We start from the raw sequence: 13,554 nt of genomic DNA, 5'->3' as shown, positions 1-13,554 counted from the left end.
ACCTTTCACTGGGTAAGATTAATTTTGGCACCTTTGATTTCAACACTGTTTTTCCCAGACATTGACAATGATTTATCAATCGTGGCATTCATTGTCTGCGCTTTCAGTGTTAACTCTTTTTTCGTTGACAGAGAAATGTCTTTATCTTGCTGAAGCGTTATTTGATTTTCACCCGCATTAATTCGGATCATTTTCTCTTTGCCATCAATGATTAATTGTTGTTGTGTTTCACCTTTTTTAACGACCAGTACTTTTTCTCTATTATCCTGGGTCGGTTCAAGAGGTGCCTTATTTTTCGGATTATGCATTGCCCCCAGAATAACCGGATAACGCGGATCATTTTCAAAAAAGCCGATAATAACTTCGTCACCCGGCTCTGGGTAAAAACAGAAACCGCTTTCATGGCTAGCGTAAGGTTTCCCCAATCTGGCCCACAAAAATTCATTGGGACGATTCAACACCGGCAGAATAATGGGAATACGGTTTAGCACAGCACTGTCCTGCTGATATTTCGCTACTGTTGCAATATGCAGTTCAGGAGCATCAGGTAATATCGGCAAATATTCATGTTGTAAACCAATGCTCACCGTGGTTTCCCAATCAATTCGCCGATTAAGACGGTGGCGAACCTCAGTAATGCTTGCCGTACCATCTAACTGTGAACCAAATCCAGTCAGCTGAATGTTGTCTCCCAGCTGGTAACGCCCATCTCCTTTGAGCAAGAATTCTCCTGTTACCCCGGAAATGCGCTGGTTAAGCAATAATCCCTGTGCCAGATAGCCGCTTTCCTGGGTTGTTAACGGACTGCTATAACAAATGTCCCAACCCGCTTTATTAAGGGATGCTAATCCATCAGGAGAGAGTGCCTGCTTACCCACCGAGACTTTTCCGTAGCGACCACCTGACTGCACCTGCTGCTTATTAATATCCCAACCACTGACTTCCAGCAAAGCGGGGTTGATCTGATTGTCAAACTGCCAGTAAGCATCCTTGACAACGATGTCTTTATTCTCATCCCCCCGGCTCTTCAAGGTATAGGCTGAGTTTGATTTCAGGGCATCAGGTTGAACAAACTGAACGTCCTCTATAGCAGGTAACAACCATGCACCTGTTGCCGACAGTCGGCACAACAGAAAATGCCAGTCTGAACAACGAAATTGCACCATCTGTTCATGCTTTTGATCTAACGCCGCTATCTGTCCAAAACGAGCATTAATTCCGGCTTGATTCAATAAAGCGCTTAAGATCGCTTTTTCACTTTTGTCTTTAAACAGCTGTGAATGCTGGGTATCCACCATCAGTTGCAACCGATGCTTGACGACCAGAGTGAGCAATAATTGCTTATTCTTAATACGCAGGGCCTTACGGGTAATAAGACCATTAAACAGCACCCATTTTTTGCTACCATCAATCAATTCCAGACGCAGGGTTTTCCCTACCTGACAATGGGCCAGTTCTGTCTGAACATCCGTCTGGCTGAAAGACGAGAGTGGTCTGTCCGGTACACTCAGTTTCAGCGTCGCAGAAGGTATGCTGTTAACCCGATAACAGGTGTCCACATCCACTGCGGCCAAAATTGATAGTGCCTTACCATCTGCAACAATTTTCAGTTGGTGGCTCATGATTCGTCTCCCCTGGCAGCCTGCAATATTTCACCCGGGACAAATCCATTGAGATTATCCAGGCCGTTTTGCCAGGCCAGCGTCAGATAATCTACACCACCTGACAGTGTTGATGCCGTACTGGCTGCCATCAGAGCCAGAGATACCCCATCCTGTATGCGTAATGCGATTTTTGACGGAGATTGCAGATTTTGTTCAGTCTCCTGCAACACCAGACTTTCATCAGCTACCAATGTCAGTATTACCCGCACCCGCAAGGGAGTCGCATCACGATCAAACAAGGTGTAATTCACAGACAAACTCTTGGCCCTGCCAGCAAAGTAACCCCGACTTTCCCAACGCATTTTGCCCCATTTAACTTGCAGGAAGCGCGTCTCGTTACTGGTTGCATCCACACTGCACAGTTGTTTGAGCTGCATGAGCTGTTCTTCAATGGGGGTTTTGTTACCCGGCATCGTGGCATCAAAAATCAATTCAAGTGATAACCCTGCGGGTTTGGCCTGTACATAAATGCTACTTTGCTTTTCGCTATTAATCGCCTGGGATTGCTGATAATCCGTTTGGTAATCCAGTTGCAAGGAGTCAGGGTTATACATGGCCTGCAACGTTCCTGCCCGTATTTTCCCTTCCCTATCCTTATAAGCATTAATTGTCAGCTTAGCTAAACCACGTTCAATCAGACTCATGGACGCCACCCTTCCTCATCGCGTAATGCGGCCAACACTTCGCGTTTTATCGTTTCAACCCAAGTCGCCTCATCCAGACTTTCCTGTATCAAAGAATGGTTTTGCCGTTCTGATTCAGTCGGTCGTGTTGATGGCACTACCTTTGCCTGAATAAGTAACTCTCTGATTTCTACTGTCATATTTTGACTCCAAGCCAACGCATATCCTGGTAACGCAATTCAAGGGTATTCACCAATATGGCGTTACTGTTAGCGTCAAAATCGCTGGTTTGCCAGCGTACCGGCAACGCATTGCTCAACGTCCAACTGGACAATGGCAGTGAATTTTCATTCAACAGCATCACCACCACATCGGCATAAGCGATTTTTTCACCACTCAATACCTGATCAAACATCCAGGTCAATGGCGAGACCGTCATCACGCCCCGTTCCAAAGTCAGCGTACCGTGTTGGATTTTCTCAGCTAAATAGTTATTACGGGCATTTTCTCCCCCCTCACTGTACTGAGTCACCTGTAGTTCCCGACTAAGGCCAGAGATGCGCTGAAAACGAATATCCAGCGGATCGGGAATGCGGTTAAAAATAAAACTCGCCATAAAACGATGGGATACCACGGGTGTGTAATAATCGTTCATTGTGCTTTTTCCTTCTTAAGACAGCGCCTCTGTTTGGGTATTAAACACCAAACTGATCTCAATAAATTCGGCAGGAAACAACACGGCCAACTCAACTTTCATGATCATTTTTCCTGCACGAACATCATCCTCAGTCATCGTCTCGTTTACACCTAACAGAATGTTAAATGCCTCATCTTCCTGTGAACCATACAAGCCACCCTGCAACCATAATTGCCGTAACCAGTTGTAACTTTGTCCTTTTAACTTCATCCAAGTAAGTTCATTATTTGGCTCAAAGACATACATGCGAGCCAATTGAGTCAAATGCGCTGTCACATAAGAAACCAGCCGACGTGTTTGCAGATAGCGCCACGGTGTGCTATCCGTGTTTTCCAGAGTGCGGCATCCCCATACCCGTATGCCCTTACCAGGGAAACTGCGAATCACGTTGAGCGAAGTGCCGCTGCTGTTAAACAGTACACTTCCCTGAAGATAAGATTTAACCGGTCGAATAACCTGGGATAAGGCAATATTGGCCGGTGCTTTCCAAACACCCACGTCGTTATCCGTACGTTGAATTACCGCCGCGACTGCGGCGGTGGGTGACAGCACAACACTCCGGGAAATAGATTGATTTTCCTGATAAGTCGTTTCCAGACGAGGCCAATATGCCGCCCCCCACTGACGATAATCCGATGACAGCTTTGTCATACACTGCTGTGCCTGGTCAACATTATCCGGCGCATCCAACAACACAAAGAGATTGGGCCTGACCTGACTCAGTTGCAACAGTGCTCCCCAGCCTTGAGACCACAGACTTATTTTGGTTGAGGAGTCATCAATATCACTGTCATTAAGCCGAGCCATATCCGGTACCAAAATCAGTGTAATCTGACTCTGCCCACCAATGGCTTCGCTAACCGTAGCAGAGCGCAATGCTGCTATCAGACTTTCCGCTTCAGCTGTGGTCATCTCCACTGATGGCATATTGTCCTTCAGGGGTAAAACAAATGCCTGTTGCCCGCCATTATCAAAATAGTGTCTGACAGCAAACATCAGCACATGGTCGTCACCAAACAGGCTGGTATACTCGGCCAAACTGTCGATACGGACTGCTGCTTCCGATTGTTCCGGATAACGAGCGGTGTAACCAATAAACACCGGCACAGCACTGGGTATTTCCTGCTGACCCATTGTGATTATACTTTCTGTTAAAGTCACACCCGGTTGGAGTCTCTCCATCATCGTCACCTCCTCCAAGATGGTTAGAGTAGGCACTGTCAATACAGTGCCTGGCGTTTAGTTATGGAGATTACTGAACAACATCCTGCGTAAATTGCAGAATGATGAATTCAGCTGGCCGCACTGCTGCCAAACCGACAGTCATAATCATCTTACCCTGTTTAATATCAGCCTCGGACATGGTGATATCCTGACCAATTTGCACAAAATAAGCCTCTTCCGGGCGAGCGCCCATCAATGCATTTTTCTGCCAAAGGGTATAAAGATATTGATCAACGGCAGCCTTAGCGCGTACCCAAGTAGGCTGGCTATTAGTTTCAAACAATACAGCACGCAGCGCCTGGCGGATATCTCGCTCAACGGAATTGAATAGACGACGGACAGGAATATAACGCCAACTGATGTTGGCAGCTTCCACACAAGTACGGGCTCCCCAGACCATAAAACCACGGTCGGTAAACGAACGGATGACATTGATGCCCTTGTCATTCATATCTCCCTGCCGTGCGTCATCTACCTTATCAAGCAGACTCCCGATCCCTGTGAGCGCAACGTTGGCTGGCGCTTTCCAGACACCGCGACGATTATCCGTTTGGCAATAAATACCCGCAATGGCAGCACTTGGCGGAATGATGACAGCGCGTTGTTTCTCCTGGAGCAACCTTTCATCAATCTCCTGTGCCAACCCTTCATTGATCGTCCTAAGCTCGTCCAAATTCGTTGGCTTACCCGTTTCCTTATCAACCTCATAGCCACTGATACGAATGGCCTTATCCTCAGGCAACGTGGAAAATTTTAGGTTAGTTTCCAACTGGGGATAGTAGGCGGCGGCCTTAGCGCTATTCCCTACTCCTGACACAGATTCTCCATCATTGCTGTCCGCAATCAGAAAATAGCCCACTTTGTCATCACTCAACAGTGAGCTCACCGCACCATAGATCTTGGTTTTATAATCCAGATCGATTTCCGGGCAAACCAACAGAGTAATATCACCTTTCTGTTCAATGACTTCGGGTATGGCCGCCAAAACCAATTCATCTTCAGCATCATTTAATGGGTAGATATAGCAAGCTCCTCCACCATTTTGAAAATAGAGCCGCAATGCTTCCACCGCTGGAGATAAATTGATTGTCCCAATATAGTAAGTTTCAGATTTAGATTCAGGTTCAGGTTCAGGTTCAGTGTTAGATTGGACAATAATCTCAACTGTTGGAGCCAGGGAAAAAGAGGAAGTGAATTCAAGCCAGTTGCTGATACGGGTACAGACTTGGGCTGAATCAACTACTGTCGGAGTAAATTTTCCGATAAAAACAGGCACGGCAGTCGCGCTGTTACTGACAGACAACGCCAGGGAGGCATCCTCTTCAATATAAACACCAGGCGCTTTCAGAATAGCAGACATGATAACTCCTCATAATCATACGATTAACGCTGTTCTACATCTTGCGTAAACTGGAGAATGATAAATTCCGCAGGCCGTACAGCGGCCAAACCGACTTTAACAATCATTTGCCCCGCATCAATCTGCTCCTGTGTCATCGTGATTCCTTTGCCAATCTGCACAAAATAGGCATCTTCCTCTTTGCTGCCAGCTAATCCCCCCTGTTGCCACAGGCTATAAAGGTAGTTGCTAATCGCCGCCCGTACCCGTTCCCAGGTAGGCTGATTATTAGGCTCGAACATAGCAAAGCTCATGGCACGCTTGATATCCCGCTCCACAGAATTAAACAAGCGTCGTACAGGGACATAGCGCCAATTGTCACTATCTTCCAGGGTCCTTGCTCCCCAAACCGTAGTGCCGGTGTTACTGAAATTGCGAATCATATTGATAGCGCGATCAGTGTTATACACACCCTGCAATGCATCCGTGACTAAAAATTTAGGTTCCAGGCCCCCTTTCAACGCAACATTGGCAGGCGCTTTCCACACACCACGGGATAAATCAACAGATGCGTAGACTCCCGCCATAACTGCACTGGGTGGAATATCTGCTTTAGCCCAATCCGCTTTCAACCAGGGGTAATAAACTGCAGCGAATGGTGTGGCGGTATAGGCTTGTTTTGCCTCTTCTGCACCATTGATAGTCAACTCTGTTGCAGGGCCATCCAAGACAGCAAATAACCCTTTTCCTGGCTGACATAAAACATCTGTTGTCGTTTTAATATCTTCGCCTGCAGCAACCAGTAAGGTTACATCATCCAGGGTTGGGATAATTTTTTCTAAACTCGTTGTTTTGACGAGATAACAATACCCACCTCCATTAGCAAAATAAGCACGCACAGAAACATCTAATTTATCTTCATTATCAAAATCACCAATAAGATTAAGATAATCCATCCACGAATTAATACGGATTGCATTATCTTCGCTGATATTTGTTCGATCACCCACAGCAAAAACAGGAACCGCTGTGGCGCTATTTGAAACTGACAAAGCCAGGCTATTTAATTCTTCAATATAAACGCCAGGATAACTAGTATCGGTTGTCATAAAAAGTTCCCTTATATGAGACGATTAAATATCAATGCTTCAAACAGCCTGCATAATCACCCTGTCTGCTGTCAGAGTAATTTCCTGTACTGCAATATCATTACTGGTGGCATCAAATGAAGGTGAAGTCAATGAGGTGGGAAAAGCATTAGAAACATTCCAGGTCATCAATAATTCAGTACCTGCATCGTTGGTTAAACTGATGGTGATATCCTTTTTCTCGACCTGATTAAGTTGAATAGAGTTAACCCAGTCAAATAATTCTGTTTTCCCCGGGAAGACACCCTTACGCAAAGTAATATTAACAAGCTGTCTCTGGCCCGGCATTTTGAACCAATTACCGATACCATCTCGATATTCGATAGTGTCATAGTTAATATCTAATCCTGAAACACTATTAAATGGAATTTGATCATCCCCGATAGAAACGATAAAACGATAAACAGGAATAGGATATTCAACCGCGATTTGAGATGTACTTGTGGACATAACAACCCCTTTTTTAAATAAAAATAGCTTGATTGATTACAATTAATCAATATATGATGGAAGTTAATAATGTTTGAGTAACGCTACCGCCACAAAATGACAGGAATATCATTCCGATTTTTTTACTCATAATATAAAACTTACATCAATAATTTATCGTGCCGAAAAAGCCAGAATAAGTACATTGCAATGATGCAAATTGCCTTTTATGCAACTTTATTTACAGAGAAGCAAAGGCAAAGCTATTATGCCGATCCTAATAAACATCAATCTGTTATCAGACATGATGTGATACTTAAAAGATAAATAAGATCTTAATGATGGGAAATACTGCTTAATCAATATCACTATTAAAGCTATTCGGAAGGAGGCTATATGTCATTTAAAATACCGAATGATGAAGATGTAATTATTTGGATAATTATAGGTACATTTTCTACATGGGGCGGGGTTGTCCGATACATTATTGATATGAAAAAGGACAAGATACGTTGGGATTGTAAAGAAGCAACAAGTCAAATGATTGTATCCAGTTTTACGGGATTTCTTGGTGGATTTCTCAGCTTTGAGAGCGGCGTCAGCCTTTACATGACTTTCGTTATTTCCGGACTGTTTGGAACGATGGGAAGCACCGGGATTAGTTATCTATGGAAAAGATTTTTCAATGTTGGAGACAAAAAATGAGTACCAATAATACCTCCTACTTTTTCAGCAAAAGAAGTGAACAGAATTTACTTGGTGTGCATCCTGATCTGGTGAAGGTTACCCGTTTAGCTCTACAGCTTTCCCATACCGATTTTTGTGTTATTGAGGGGCGAAGAACAGCCGAACGCCAACGGCAAATGTTTGCTGATGGGCATAGCCAAACATTGAACAGCCGCCATTTAACCGGACACGCTGTAGATATAGCGCCATTAATCAATGGCATTATTCCCTGGGATAATTGGCAAGCCTTTATCGAACTTGCAACAACTGTCAAGCAAGCTGCCCAGCGTTTGCATATTCCTATTATTTGGGGTGGAGACTGGAAGTCACTAAAAGACGGCCCACATTTTGAATTGCCTCGCCAATATTACCCATGAAAAACTTTTCAATTCTGGTCAGATCCTCATGTTTCTCCTTTTACTCGTGGAAGGCTAGCTGTAATGCAGAAGTGCTTCTCCAATAAACAGGGCAAATGACAGGTTCTTAGTTTGCCCTTGATCCCATCAGTGATATAAGAATTCAACTTCTCAATGATAATTTCCAATGCAGACCACCTGAACGTTATTGATAATCTTGACTAAGCCCGTGAGCAGGTCATTTGTTATTGAGATCGTTCACGTCAAATAGATGGAATTTATATACCCGTCATCTTTCAAGTTGCCTCTTTGTTGGCTGCTCTCACCCCGGTCACAGAGTTTATCTATGCTCCCGGGGATTCGCTCCCTTACCATCGCGATGCATCCTGAAATCCATAGGTTAGATTAATACTACATCGTCATGAAAATAGAAAACAATGACGAAATACGGATATCCCGCCCTGTTATTCACAGAAGAAGTTCATACCGTTAAGACTACTGAATTTAAAGATATAATATCGTATCAAGAGAAAAAAAATCTTAGCCATTTTTCCAGGCAAGATCTGATAAAGCGTATCTAATCAACTTCCCACTACTTGTCTTAGGAAGTGCATTGACAGAACAGAAAAAGTGAGGGTAGTGAGATTTGCCTAATTTACTACGTGCATATTCCTTCAGCTCAGACCATAGCTTTGGTAAATCAGAGACTTCTTCAGCCAGAACGATTAATGCATAAGGTCTTATAAGTTCAAATTCATCTTTACTAAACCATACAGCACTTTCTTTTACCTGAGGATGCTTCATTAAAACCTGTTCAAGAACTTGTGGTGAAAACCAACAGCCATTTATTTTTAACGTCGCTCCTGATCTCCCAACATGATAGTAAAAACCTTCTGCATCCACGAAATATAGATCTCGAGTATTAAACCAGCCATCGACAAAGGAATTCGAGTTTTCACCTTTAGCATCATTTATATACCCTTTAGCTAAGGTATTTCCTTTCACCCACAATACCCCAACCTCACCGACGCTACATATTCTTCCATCACTATTTACCAATTTAACCACAAAGCCGGGAACCAACACCCCACTAGAACCCGGACGACTATAACCATCACGATTTGAAATAAAGGTAGAAAGCACTTCTGTCGTGCCTATGCCATCAATAATATCTGTTCCCATCTTTTGCTTTGCTTCAATATAAAGAGCTTCTGGTAAAATCTCACCAGAAGAAATACAAAGTCTTAGATTAGGTAAGTCATTATTTTTAATTTCATTCAGCAAAATCATTTTTAATACCATAGGTACAGTAAAAAAAACATTCACTGAAAAGCGTTTGAGAATTTCGGTATAACTTTTTCCCTTAGCCAGAGGAGCCGCAATTACATGTGATGCCCCCGAAAAAAGCGAAATCAATATGCCATTCAAACCATACGCAAAAAATATTCTCGATGGAGTATATACGCATTCCCCTTCACGTAAGCCAACAACAACAGGAGTATAATTCATATTGCATAGCACAAAATCTTTATGCTCATGTATTAATGCCCTTGGCGAGCCTGTTGATCCAGATGTAAACAATATTACAGCCGGGTGTTCTTCAGGCAATAAAACAGCTTCATCGGTTATGTTATTGCTCTCACCTACAAAACCTGATGTAAATTCATGAAAATTAATGATAAGACCATTGAAAAAAGCTCGTAAGTTTACATCCTGATGAGCAGTTTCATCGCATATCAATACAAACGGATTCGCTGCATGCAGCATTTTCTCTATATTTTCTGCCGAAACAAAATAATTTATTGGACAAAAGACCAACCCCCGCCAAAAACATGCCAACATAATTATTATACTTTGAAAGCTATCAACCGCGGCTAATGCCACAACGTCACCAATATTCAACCCAAGAGCATCGAATTTTTGAGAATATTTCTTTGTATTCTGATTGAGCTGATCGTAAGTCAGATGTTCACCCGTATTAGGATCAAGCAACGCTATTCCTCTACCTGGTTTGAAAATAAAATTACACAGATTAATTCTATCCCCCTTGAGCGTTTTTAGTGCGGCTCTGGCTTGAATAGCCCCGAAATAATTATCGAGACCATCTCCGTAAGGTCTGGTTAATACGCCATGAAGATATAGAATATTTTCAATTTCATATGGTACTACGGGTCCATATTGACTAATTAAGATGGAATTACAATTATCTTTTAAAGCAAGATATGTTTCGATATCATTAATTATCTTATTGTTTAATAGTAAATCATTGGAAACATCGAAAAACTTCTCAATAATCATCGATAATAAAATCGATTCGTAAATAATCGAACAGGACAGTTTGGAAATAGCACGACGACAATCTTCCTCATGTATTTCAAAATAAACATCGTTTATAATTAACAAATTAGCTCTCTGACAAATAAGATGATATTTGTTAAGTACATTTCCTTGCATATCAACCAATATTGAAACTTGATCAAATTCTCTGATATCCCACAACTTTTCTCCCGGCAAAATGATTACAATATTTGCACAATATGCCTTCTGTCCTACCACCAAGTCAAAACAATCATATTGCTCCATTAACGGTAGCACATAACTTACCACACGATCCTCACCTAACGCAGTAATTTTAATACGATTAGCACCATTTTGAATGTTTCGAGATATTTGCGTTAAAATTTCCTTTATTTGTATAACTAAAAATGAATCCCACCAAGAAAAAATTTTTTTCAATTTATTTTCTAATTCGCTCCTGCCAAGAATGTTTTCTATCACGGGAGGCACTACAAACGCTTCTGCTTTATCAATATATTTCCCTTCACAATTTAGCAATGCCTCAGAATATTGTTTTCCTCCATTCATCAGTTTTTCATAGAAGGTCGGCAACACAATTACATCAACCTGCGTGCAAGTTTTCACAATATTATAACTACATAGAAAAAATGGAGATAATATTTCGCAAAGATAATGCCATATTTCTACCAGCTCATTTTCACTAAAAACCATCAGGTTTACATCCCACTTTTTTATATCTGTTATAACATTAGGATAAACGAAACACGTAATTTTTTGCTTATGATTGCATGCCAACACTTTTTTATTTGGTATTTCAGGACGTATATATGCGAAATCATCCTCCACGAGTCTGTCATAAGCAACATGAGCAAGCAATTTATTACTTCGTTTCAATGAAATGATTTCAAATAGTATTTCCATCGAATGCTGCACTACCTCTACCTGTGACAATGTAAGGTCGTCTGTAATATTGATTATTATGTTTTTTGAGTTGTCATTTTCAGGTAAACAGACTATTTTGTGAGATATAAATAAGTAAGAGCATATTACCAACATCAACTTATTTTGTTTATCCAACTCAACAAGGAAATTATCAAATTTATCGTTACCTTGTCTCAGGTAAGAAATAAATAAGGATATTTTACTTTTACCATCACCATTAATTTTACAATCCAGGCTTTCATAATACTTAGAAATTTCTTTCAATAATTTAAATACCTTATCGTAATTTTTAACTCCATTTCTAACGTTACTATCAACTCTGGACAATAAATCAATATAACCTTCATCATCTAATTTTTTCTTATTAATGCATTGAAATTCTACGTTTTTGTATCCATCAATTGGCGTATTTCCGCTTTCCTGAATAACTTCCACAAAGTTTTCGTGAACAAATATTCCATTAATTAATTTATTTTCTTTATACATTTACGATACTACTCCTAAAAAAATAATTAGTGCCCCTTTTAACCCATTCAGCCTTTCATTCTATGATCAGCAGATCACAAACCATCTGCTCCAATTTCTATTATAGTTCGTCTTAAATTTTACTTAGCAATTGCTATTAAAAATGCTATTACTTGTTGATGATACTAATTATTGGGGAAATGATATTTCCCGAAAATAATTCAGCATCGTATATTTCTCTACAACCTGCAAATGCAAACCATTACTGAAAAACTGTTATTCTATTTTCGCTGGGTGTTATTTCAGGTAATCCTGGAGGGAAAGACTCCCCTTTCAGTACAGGCAGAGGAATGAGCTGCAACAAACTGACGCCCGGTGTGAACGGAAGGCATCAGTTGTCATAAAAACAGTCGTAGAAGATCTGAATGCGCTGGCTCCAACAATAGGCAAGCGCTTTATTATAAATGTTGCCCTGAATTTACCCCGCTAATCTGGCTCTCAACAACTCCACAACTTCGCTAACTGGGGGCAAGGAAGGGTGACCGACTATCTGTTGCAGCGCAGCATCGTAGTTTTCATGCCATACAGGTTGAATAACCTCATAATTATCCTCGCAAATTTGACGAACATTTCTACACACAGCAGATTTCTTCCACATTACCGCCCCCATAGCAGGAAAAAACAAGACTGGGAAATCTGCTGCAAGAATCACCGTCGTTAGGCGATTAGGAGCCGCCCCCTGTGCTACTGAAGCCAGGGTATTAGCCGTTGCGGGTATCACCGCCATAATGTCGTGATCGGCAACAATTTTTGAGGGTTTATCTGTTGGCCAATCAGCCGGATTTTCATCCGCGATAATACGATCAGACCACAATCTCAGGGTTTCAGCCGGGATAAATTGAGTTGCCTGTTTGGTCATTAATACCGTTAATGAACAGTCAATATTCGCCTTAATGGCCTTCAAATATTCCGGAAGATAAGTGATATCTACCGAGCCACAGGCGCCTATTAAAATTCTTTTTTTCACCATTATATATTCCACAGGGCAAAAATATTTAGCCGTCGTCATTGTGAAAGTAAAAGCCAAAGCCTTCACTTTCACTTTCACTTTCACTTTCACTTTCACTTAAGTATTAACATCAATAATTAAAGTGTTCCGGGAGGCGCTTCTCCCCATCCCCATTTTTTAATCGTTTCACGTTTGGAGCATGGAGCTTTAGGTTGCGAGTTGGCCTGCGCACGACGAGATCCCCACTCAATATAAGCCGCAAAAGCAGAGCGAAATTCTGGATCAGAAGGAAGATTAACTTCATCAGCACATTCCATCATTAAATCCACCCAACGCTTACGCTGTTCAGGCTGAATATTTCTACCCCGGTGTTTAGAAATCATGCCCTTAAAACCGCCCCTATGAGCCGTATAATTCGGTTCGCCCCCTAACACCTCCTCCAGCCAAATTGCCACATGTTCTGGATGATCGGATGACATACGGGAAAACATGGGTGCTAATAATTCATCCTTTTCAACTTTAGCGTAAAAGGTTGTCATTAATTTCATCAGCACTTCCCTGCCCCCCATCCATTCAAATAATGTTGGTGTACTGTCAGACATAATTTCTCCATTAAGCTTAATCAGCTACGATT

13 protein-coding genes are annotated in these 13,554 nt (G+C 41.7%); 2 read left to right on the top strand and 11 right to left on the bottom strand.

From position 1 onward, the window contains the following. Positions 1-5: 5 nt before the first annotated feature. The 8 genes from BO26_RS02915 to BO26_RS02880 all read right to left on the bottom strand — a co-directional run bounded on the left by BO26_RS02915 (position 6) and on the right by BO26_RS02880 (position 7,145). Complete coding sequence (locus tag BO26_RS02915) at positions 6-1,622, bottom strand: phage baseplate assembly protein V (protein ID WP_036768611.1); 1,617 nt, start codon at positions 1,620-1,622, stop codon at positions 6-8. Continuing rightward, positions 1,619-2,308 carry a CIS tube protein gene (locus BO26_RS02910; protein ID WP_036768609.1) on the bottom strand — a complete coding sequence of 230 codons (690 nt, stop codon included), beginning with the start codon at positions 2,306-2,308 and terminating at the stop codon, positions 1,619-1,621. The genes BO26_RS02915 and BO26_RS02910 overlap by 4 nt, the downstream gene beginning before the upstream one ends. After that, complete coding sequence (locus tag BO26_RS02905; RefSeq protein WP_015835467.1) at positions 2,305-2,487, bottom strand: DUF5908 family protein; 183 nt, start codon at positions 2,485-2,487, stop codon at positions 2,305-2,307. Before BO26_RS02905 ends, BO26_RS02910 begins: the two co-directional genes overlap by 4 nt. Further along, the gene (locus BO26_RS02900; protein ID WP_036768608.1) at positions 2,484-2,942 is read right to left on the bottom strand and encodes a phage tail protein; all 459 of its coding nucleotides are present in this window, start codon (positions 2,940-2,942) and stop codon (positions 2,484-2,486) included. The genes BO26_RS02905 and BO26_RS02900 overlap by 4 nt, the downstream gene beginning before the upstream one ends. Positions 2,943-2,957: 15 nt before the next feature. Next, entirely contained in the window at positions 2,958-4,166 is a 1,209-nt protein-coding gene (locus tag BO26_RS02895; RefSeq protein ID WP_036768670.1) for a phage tail sheath C-terminal domain-containing protein, read from the bottom strand. A 70-nt stretch (positions 4,167-4,236) separates the two neighbouring features. Further along, positions 4,237-5,568 carry a phage tail sheath family protein gene (locus tag BO26_RS02890; RefSeq protein ID WP_036768606.1) on the bottom strand — a complete coding sequence of 444 codons (1,332 nt, stop codon included), beginning with the start codon at positions 5,566-5,568 and terminating at the stop codon, positions 4,237-4,239. Positions 5,569-5,591: 23 nt separating this feature from the next. Further along, the gene (locus BO26_RS02885) at positions 5,592-6,656 is read right to left on the bottom strand and encodes a phage tail sheath family protein (protein ID WP_036768605.1); all 1,065 of its coding nucleotides are present in this window, start codon (positions 6,654-6,656) and stop codon (positions 5,592-5,594) included. A gap of 39 nt (positions 6,657-6,695) precedes the next feature. After that, positions 6,696-7,145: a phage tail protein gene (locus BO26_RS02880; RefSeq protein WP_036768603.1), complete on the bottom strand. Its 450-nt coding sequence runs from the start codon at positions 7,143-7,145 to the stop codon at positions 6,696-6,698. Between the two features lie 375 nt (positions 7,146-7,520). On the opposite strand from BO26_RS02880, the gene BO26_RS02875 reads away from it, so the two are divergent. After that, positions 7,521-7,829, top strand: coding sequence for a phage holin family protein (locus BO26_RS02875; protein WP_036768602.1), 309 nt, complete (start codon positions 7,521-7,523; stop codon positions 7,827-7,829). Next, complete coding sequence (locus BO26_RS02870; RefSeq protein WP_036768600.1) at positions 7,826-8,227, top strand: M15 family metallopeptidase; 402 nt, start codon at positions 7,826-7,828, stop codon at positions 8,225-8,227. Before BO26_RS02875 ends, BO26_RS02870 begins: the two co-directional genes overlap by 4 nt. Positions 8,228-8,746: 519 nt before the next feature. On the opposite strand, the gene BO26_RS02865 is transcribed toward BO26_RS02870, so the two are convergent. The 3 genes from BO26_RS02865 to BO26_RS02855 form a co-directional block, all read right to left on the bottom strand. Beyond that, on the bottom strand, positions 8,747-11,932 hold the full coding sequence (locus BO26_RS02865; protein ID WP_036768599.1) for an AMP-binding protein: 3,186 nt from the start codon (positions 11,930-11,932) through the stop codon (positions 8,747-8,749). Between the two features lie 457 nt (positions 11,933-12,389). Then, on the bottom strand, positions 12,390-12,941 hold the full coding sequence (locus tag BO26_RS02860) for a flavoprotein (protein ID WP_036768597.1): 552 nt from the start codon (positions 12,939-12,941) through the stop codon (positions 12,390-12,392). Between the two features lie 116 nt (positions 12,942-13,057). Then, complete coding sequence (locus BO26_RS02855) at positions 13,058-13,522, bottom strand: group II truncated hemoglobin (protein WP_036768595.1); 465 nt, start codon at positions 13,520-13,522, stop codon at positions 13,058-13,060. Positions 13,523-13,554: the final 32 nt, after the last annotated feature.

Origin of the sequence: Photorhabdus australis DSM 17609, from assembly GCF_000711895.1 — a bacterium.
Lineage (GTDB): Bacteria > Pseudomonadota > Gammaproteobacteria > Enterobacterales > Enterobacteriaceae > Photorhabdus > Photorhabdus australis.
The sequence above is the reverse complement of the archived record's forward strand: the minus strand, read 5'-3'. Positions and strand labels throughout refer to the sequence as shown.

Coding starts and splice junctions, on each gene's coding strand:
- BO26_RS02880 (WP_036768603.1), bottom strand. CDS start 7,145: ATGTCCACAAGTACATCTCAAATCGCGGTTGAATATCCTATTCCTGTT.
- BO26_RS02890 (WP_036768606.1), bottom strand. CDS start 5,568: ATGTCTGCTATTCTGAAAGCGCCTGGTGTTTATATTGAAGAGGATGCC.
- BO26_RS02905 (WP_015835467.1), bottom strand. CDS start 2,487: ATGACAGTAGAAATCAGAGAGTTACTTATTCAGGCAAAGGTAGTGCCA.
- BO26_RS02900 (WP_036768608.1), bottom strand. CDS start 2,942: ATGAACGATTATTACACACCCGTGGTATCCCATCGTTTTATGGCGAGT.
- BO26_RS02865 (WP_036768599.1), bottom strand. CDS start 11,932: ATGTATAAAGAAAATAAATTAATTAATGGAATATTTGTTCACGAAAAC.
- BO26_RS02910 (WP_036768609.1), bottom strand. CDS start 2,308: ATGAGTCTGATTGAACGTGGTTTAGCTAAGCTGACAATTAATGCTTAT.
- BO26_RS02885 (WP_036768605.1), bottom strand. CDS start 6,656: ATGACAACCGATACTAGTTATCCTGGCGTTTATATTGAAGAATTAAAT.
- BO26_RS02855 (WP_036768595.1), bottom strand. CDS start 13,522: ATGTCTGACAGTACACCAACATTATTTGAATGGATGGGGGGCAGGGAA.
- BO26_RS02875 (WP_036768602.1), top strand. CDS start 7,521: ATGTCATTTAAAATACCGAATGATGAAGATGTAATTATTTGGATAATT.
- BO26_RS02870 (WP_036768600.1), top strand. CDS start 7,826: ATGAGTACCAATAATACCTCCTACTTTTTCAGCAAAAGAAGTGAACAG.
- BO26_RS02860 (WP_036768597.1), bottom strand. CDS start 12,941: ATGGTGAAAAAAAGAATTTTAATAGGCGCCTGTGGCTCGGTAGATATC.
- BO26_RS02915 (WP_036768611.1), bottom strand. CDS start 1,622: ATGAGCCACCAACTGAAAATTGTTGCAGATGGTAAGGCACTATCAATT.
- BO26_RS02895 (WP_036768670.1), bottom strand. CDS start 4,166: ATGGAGAGACTCCAACCGGGTGTGACTTTAACAGAAAGTATAATCACA.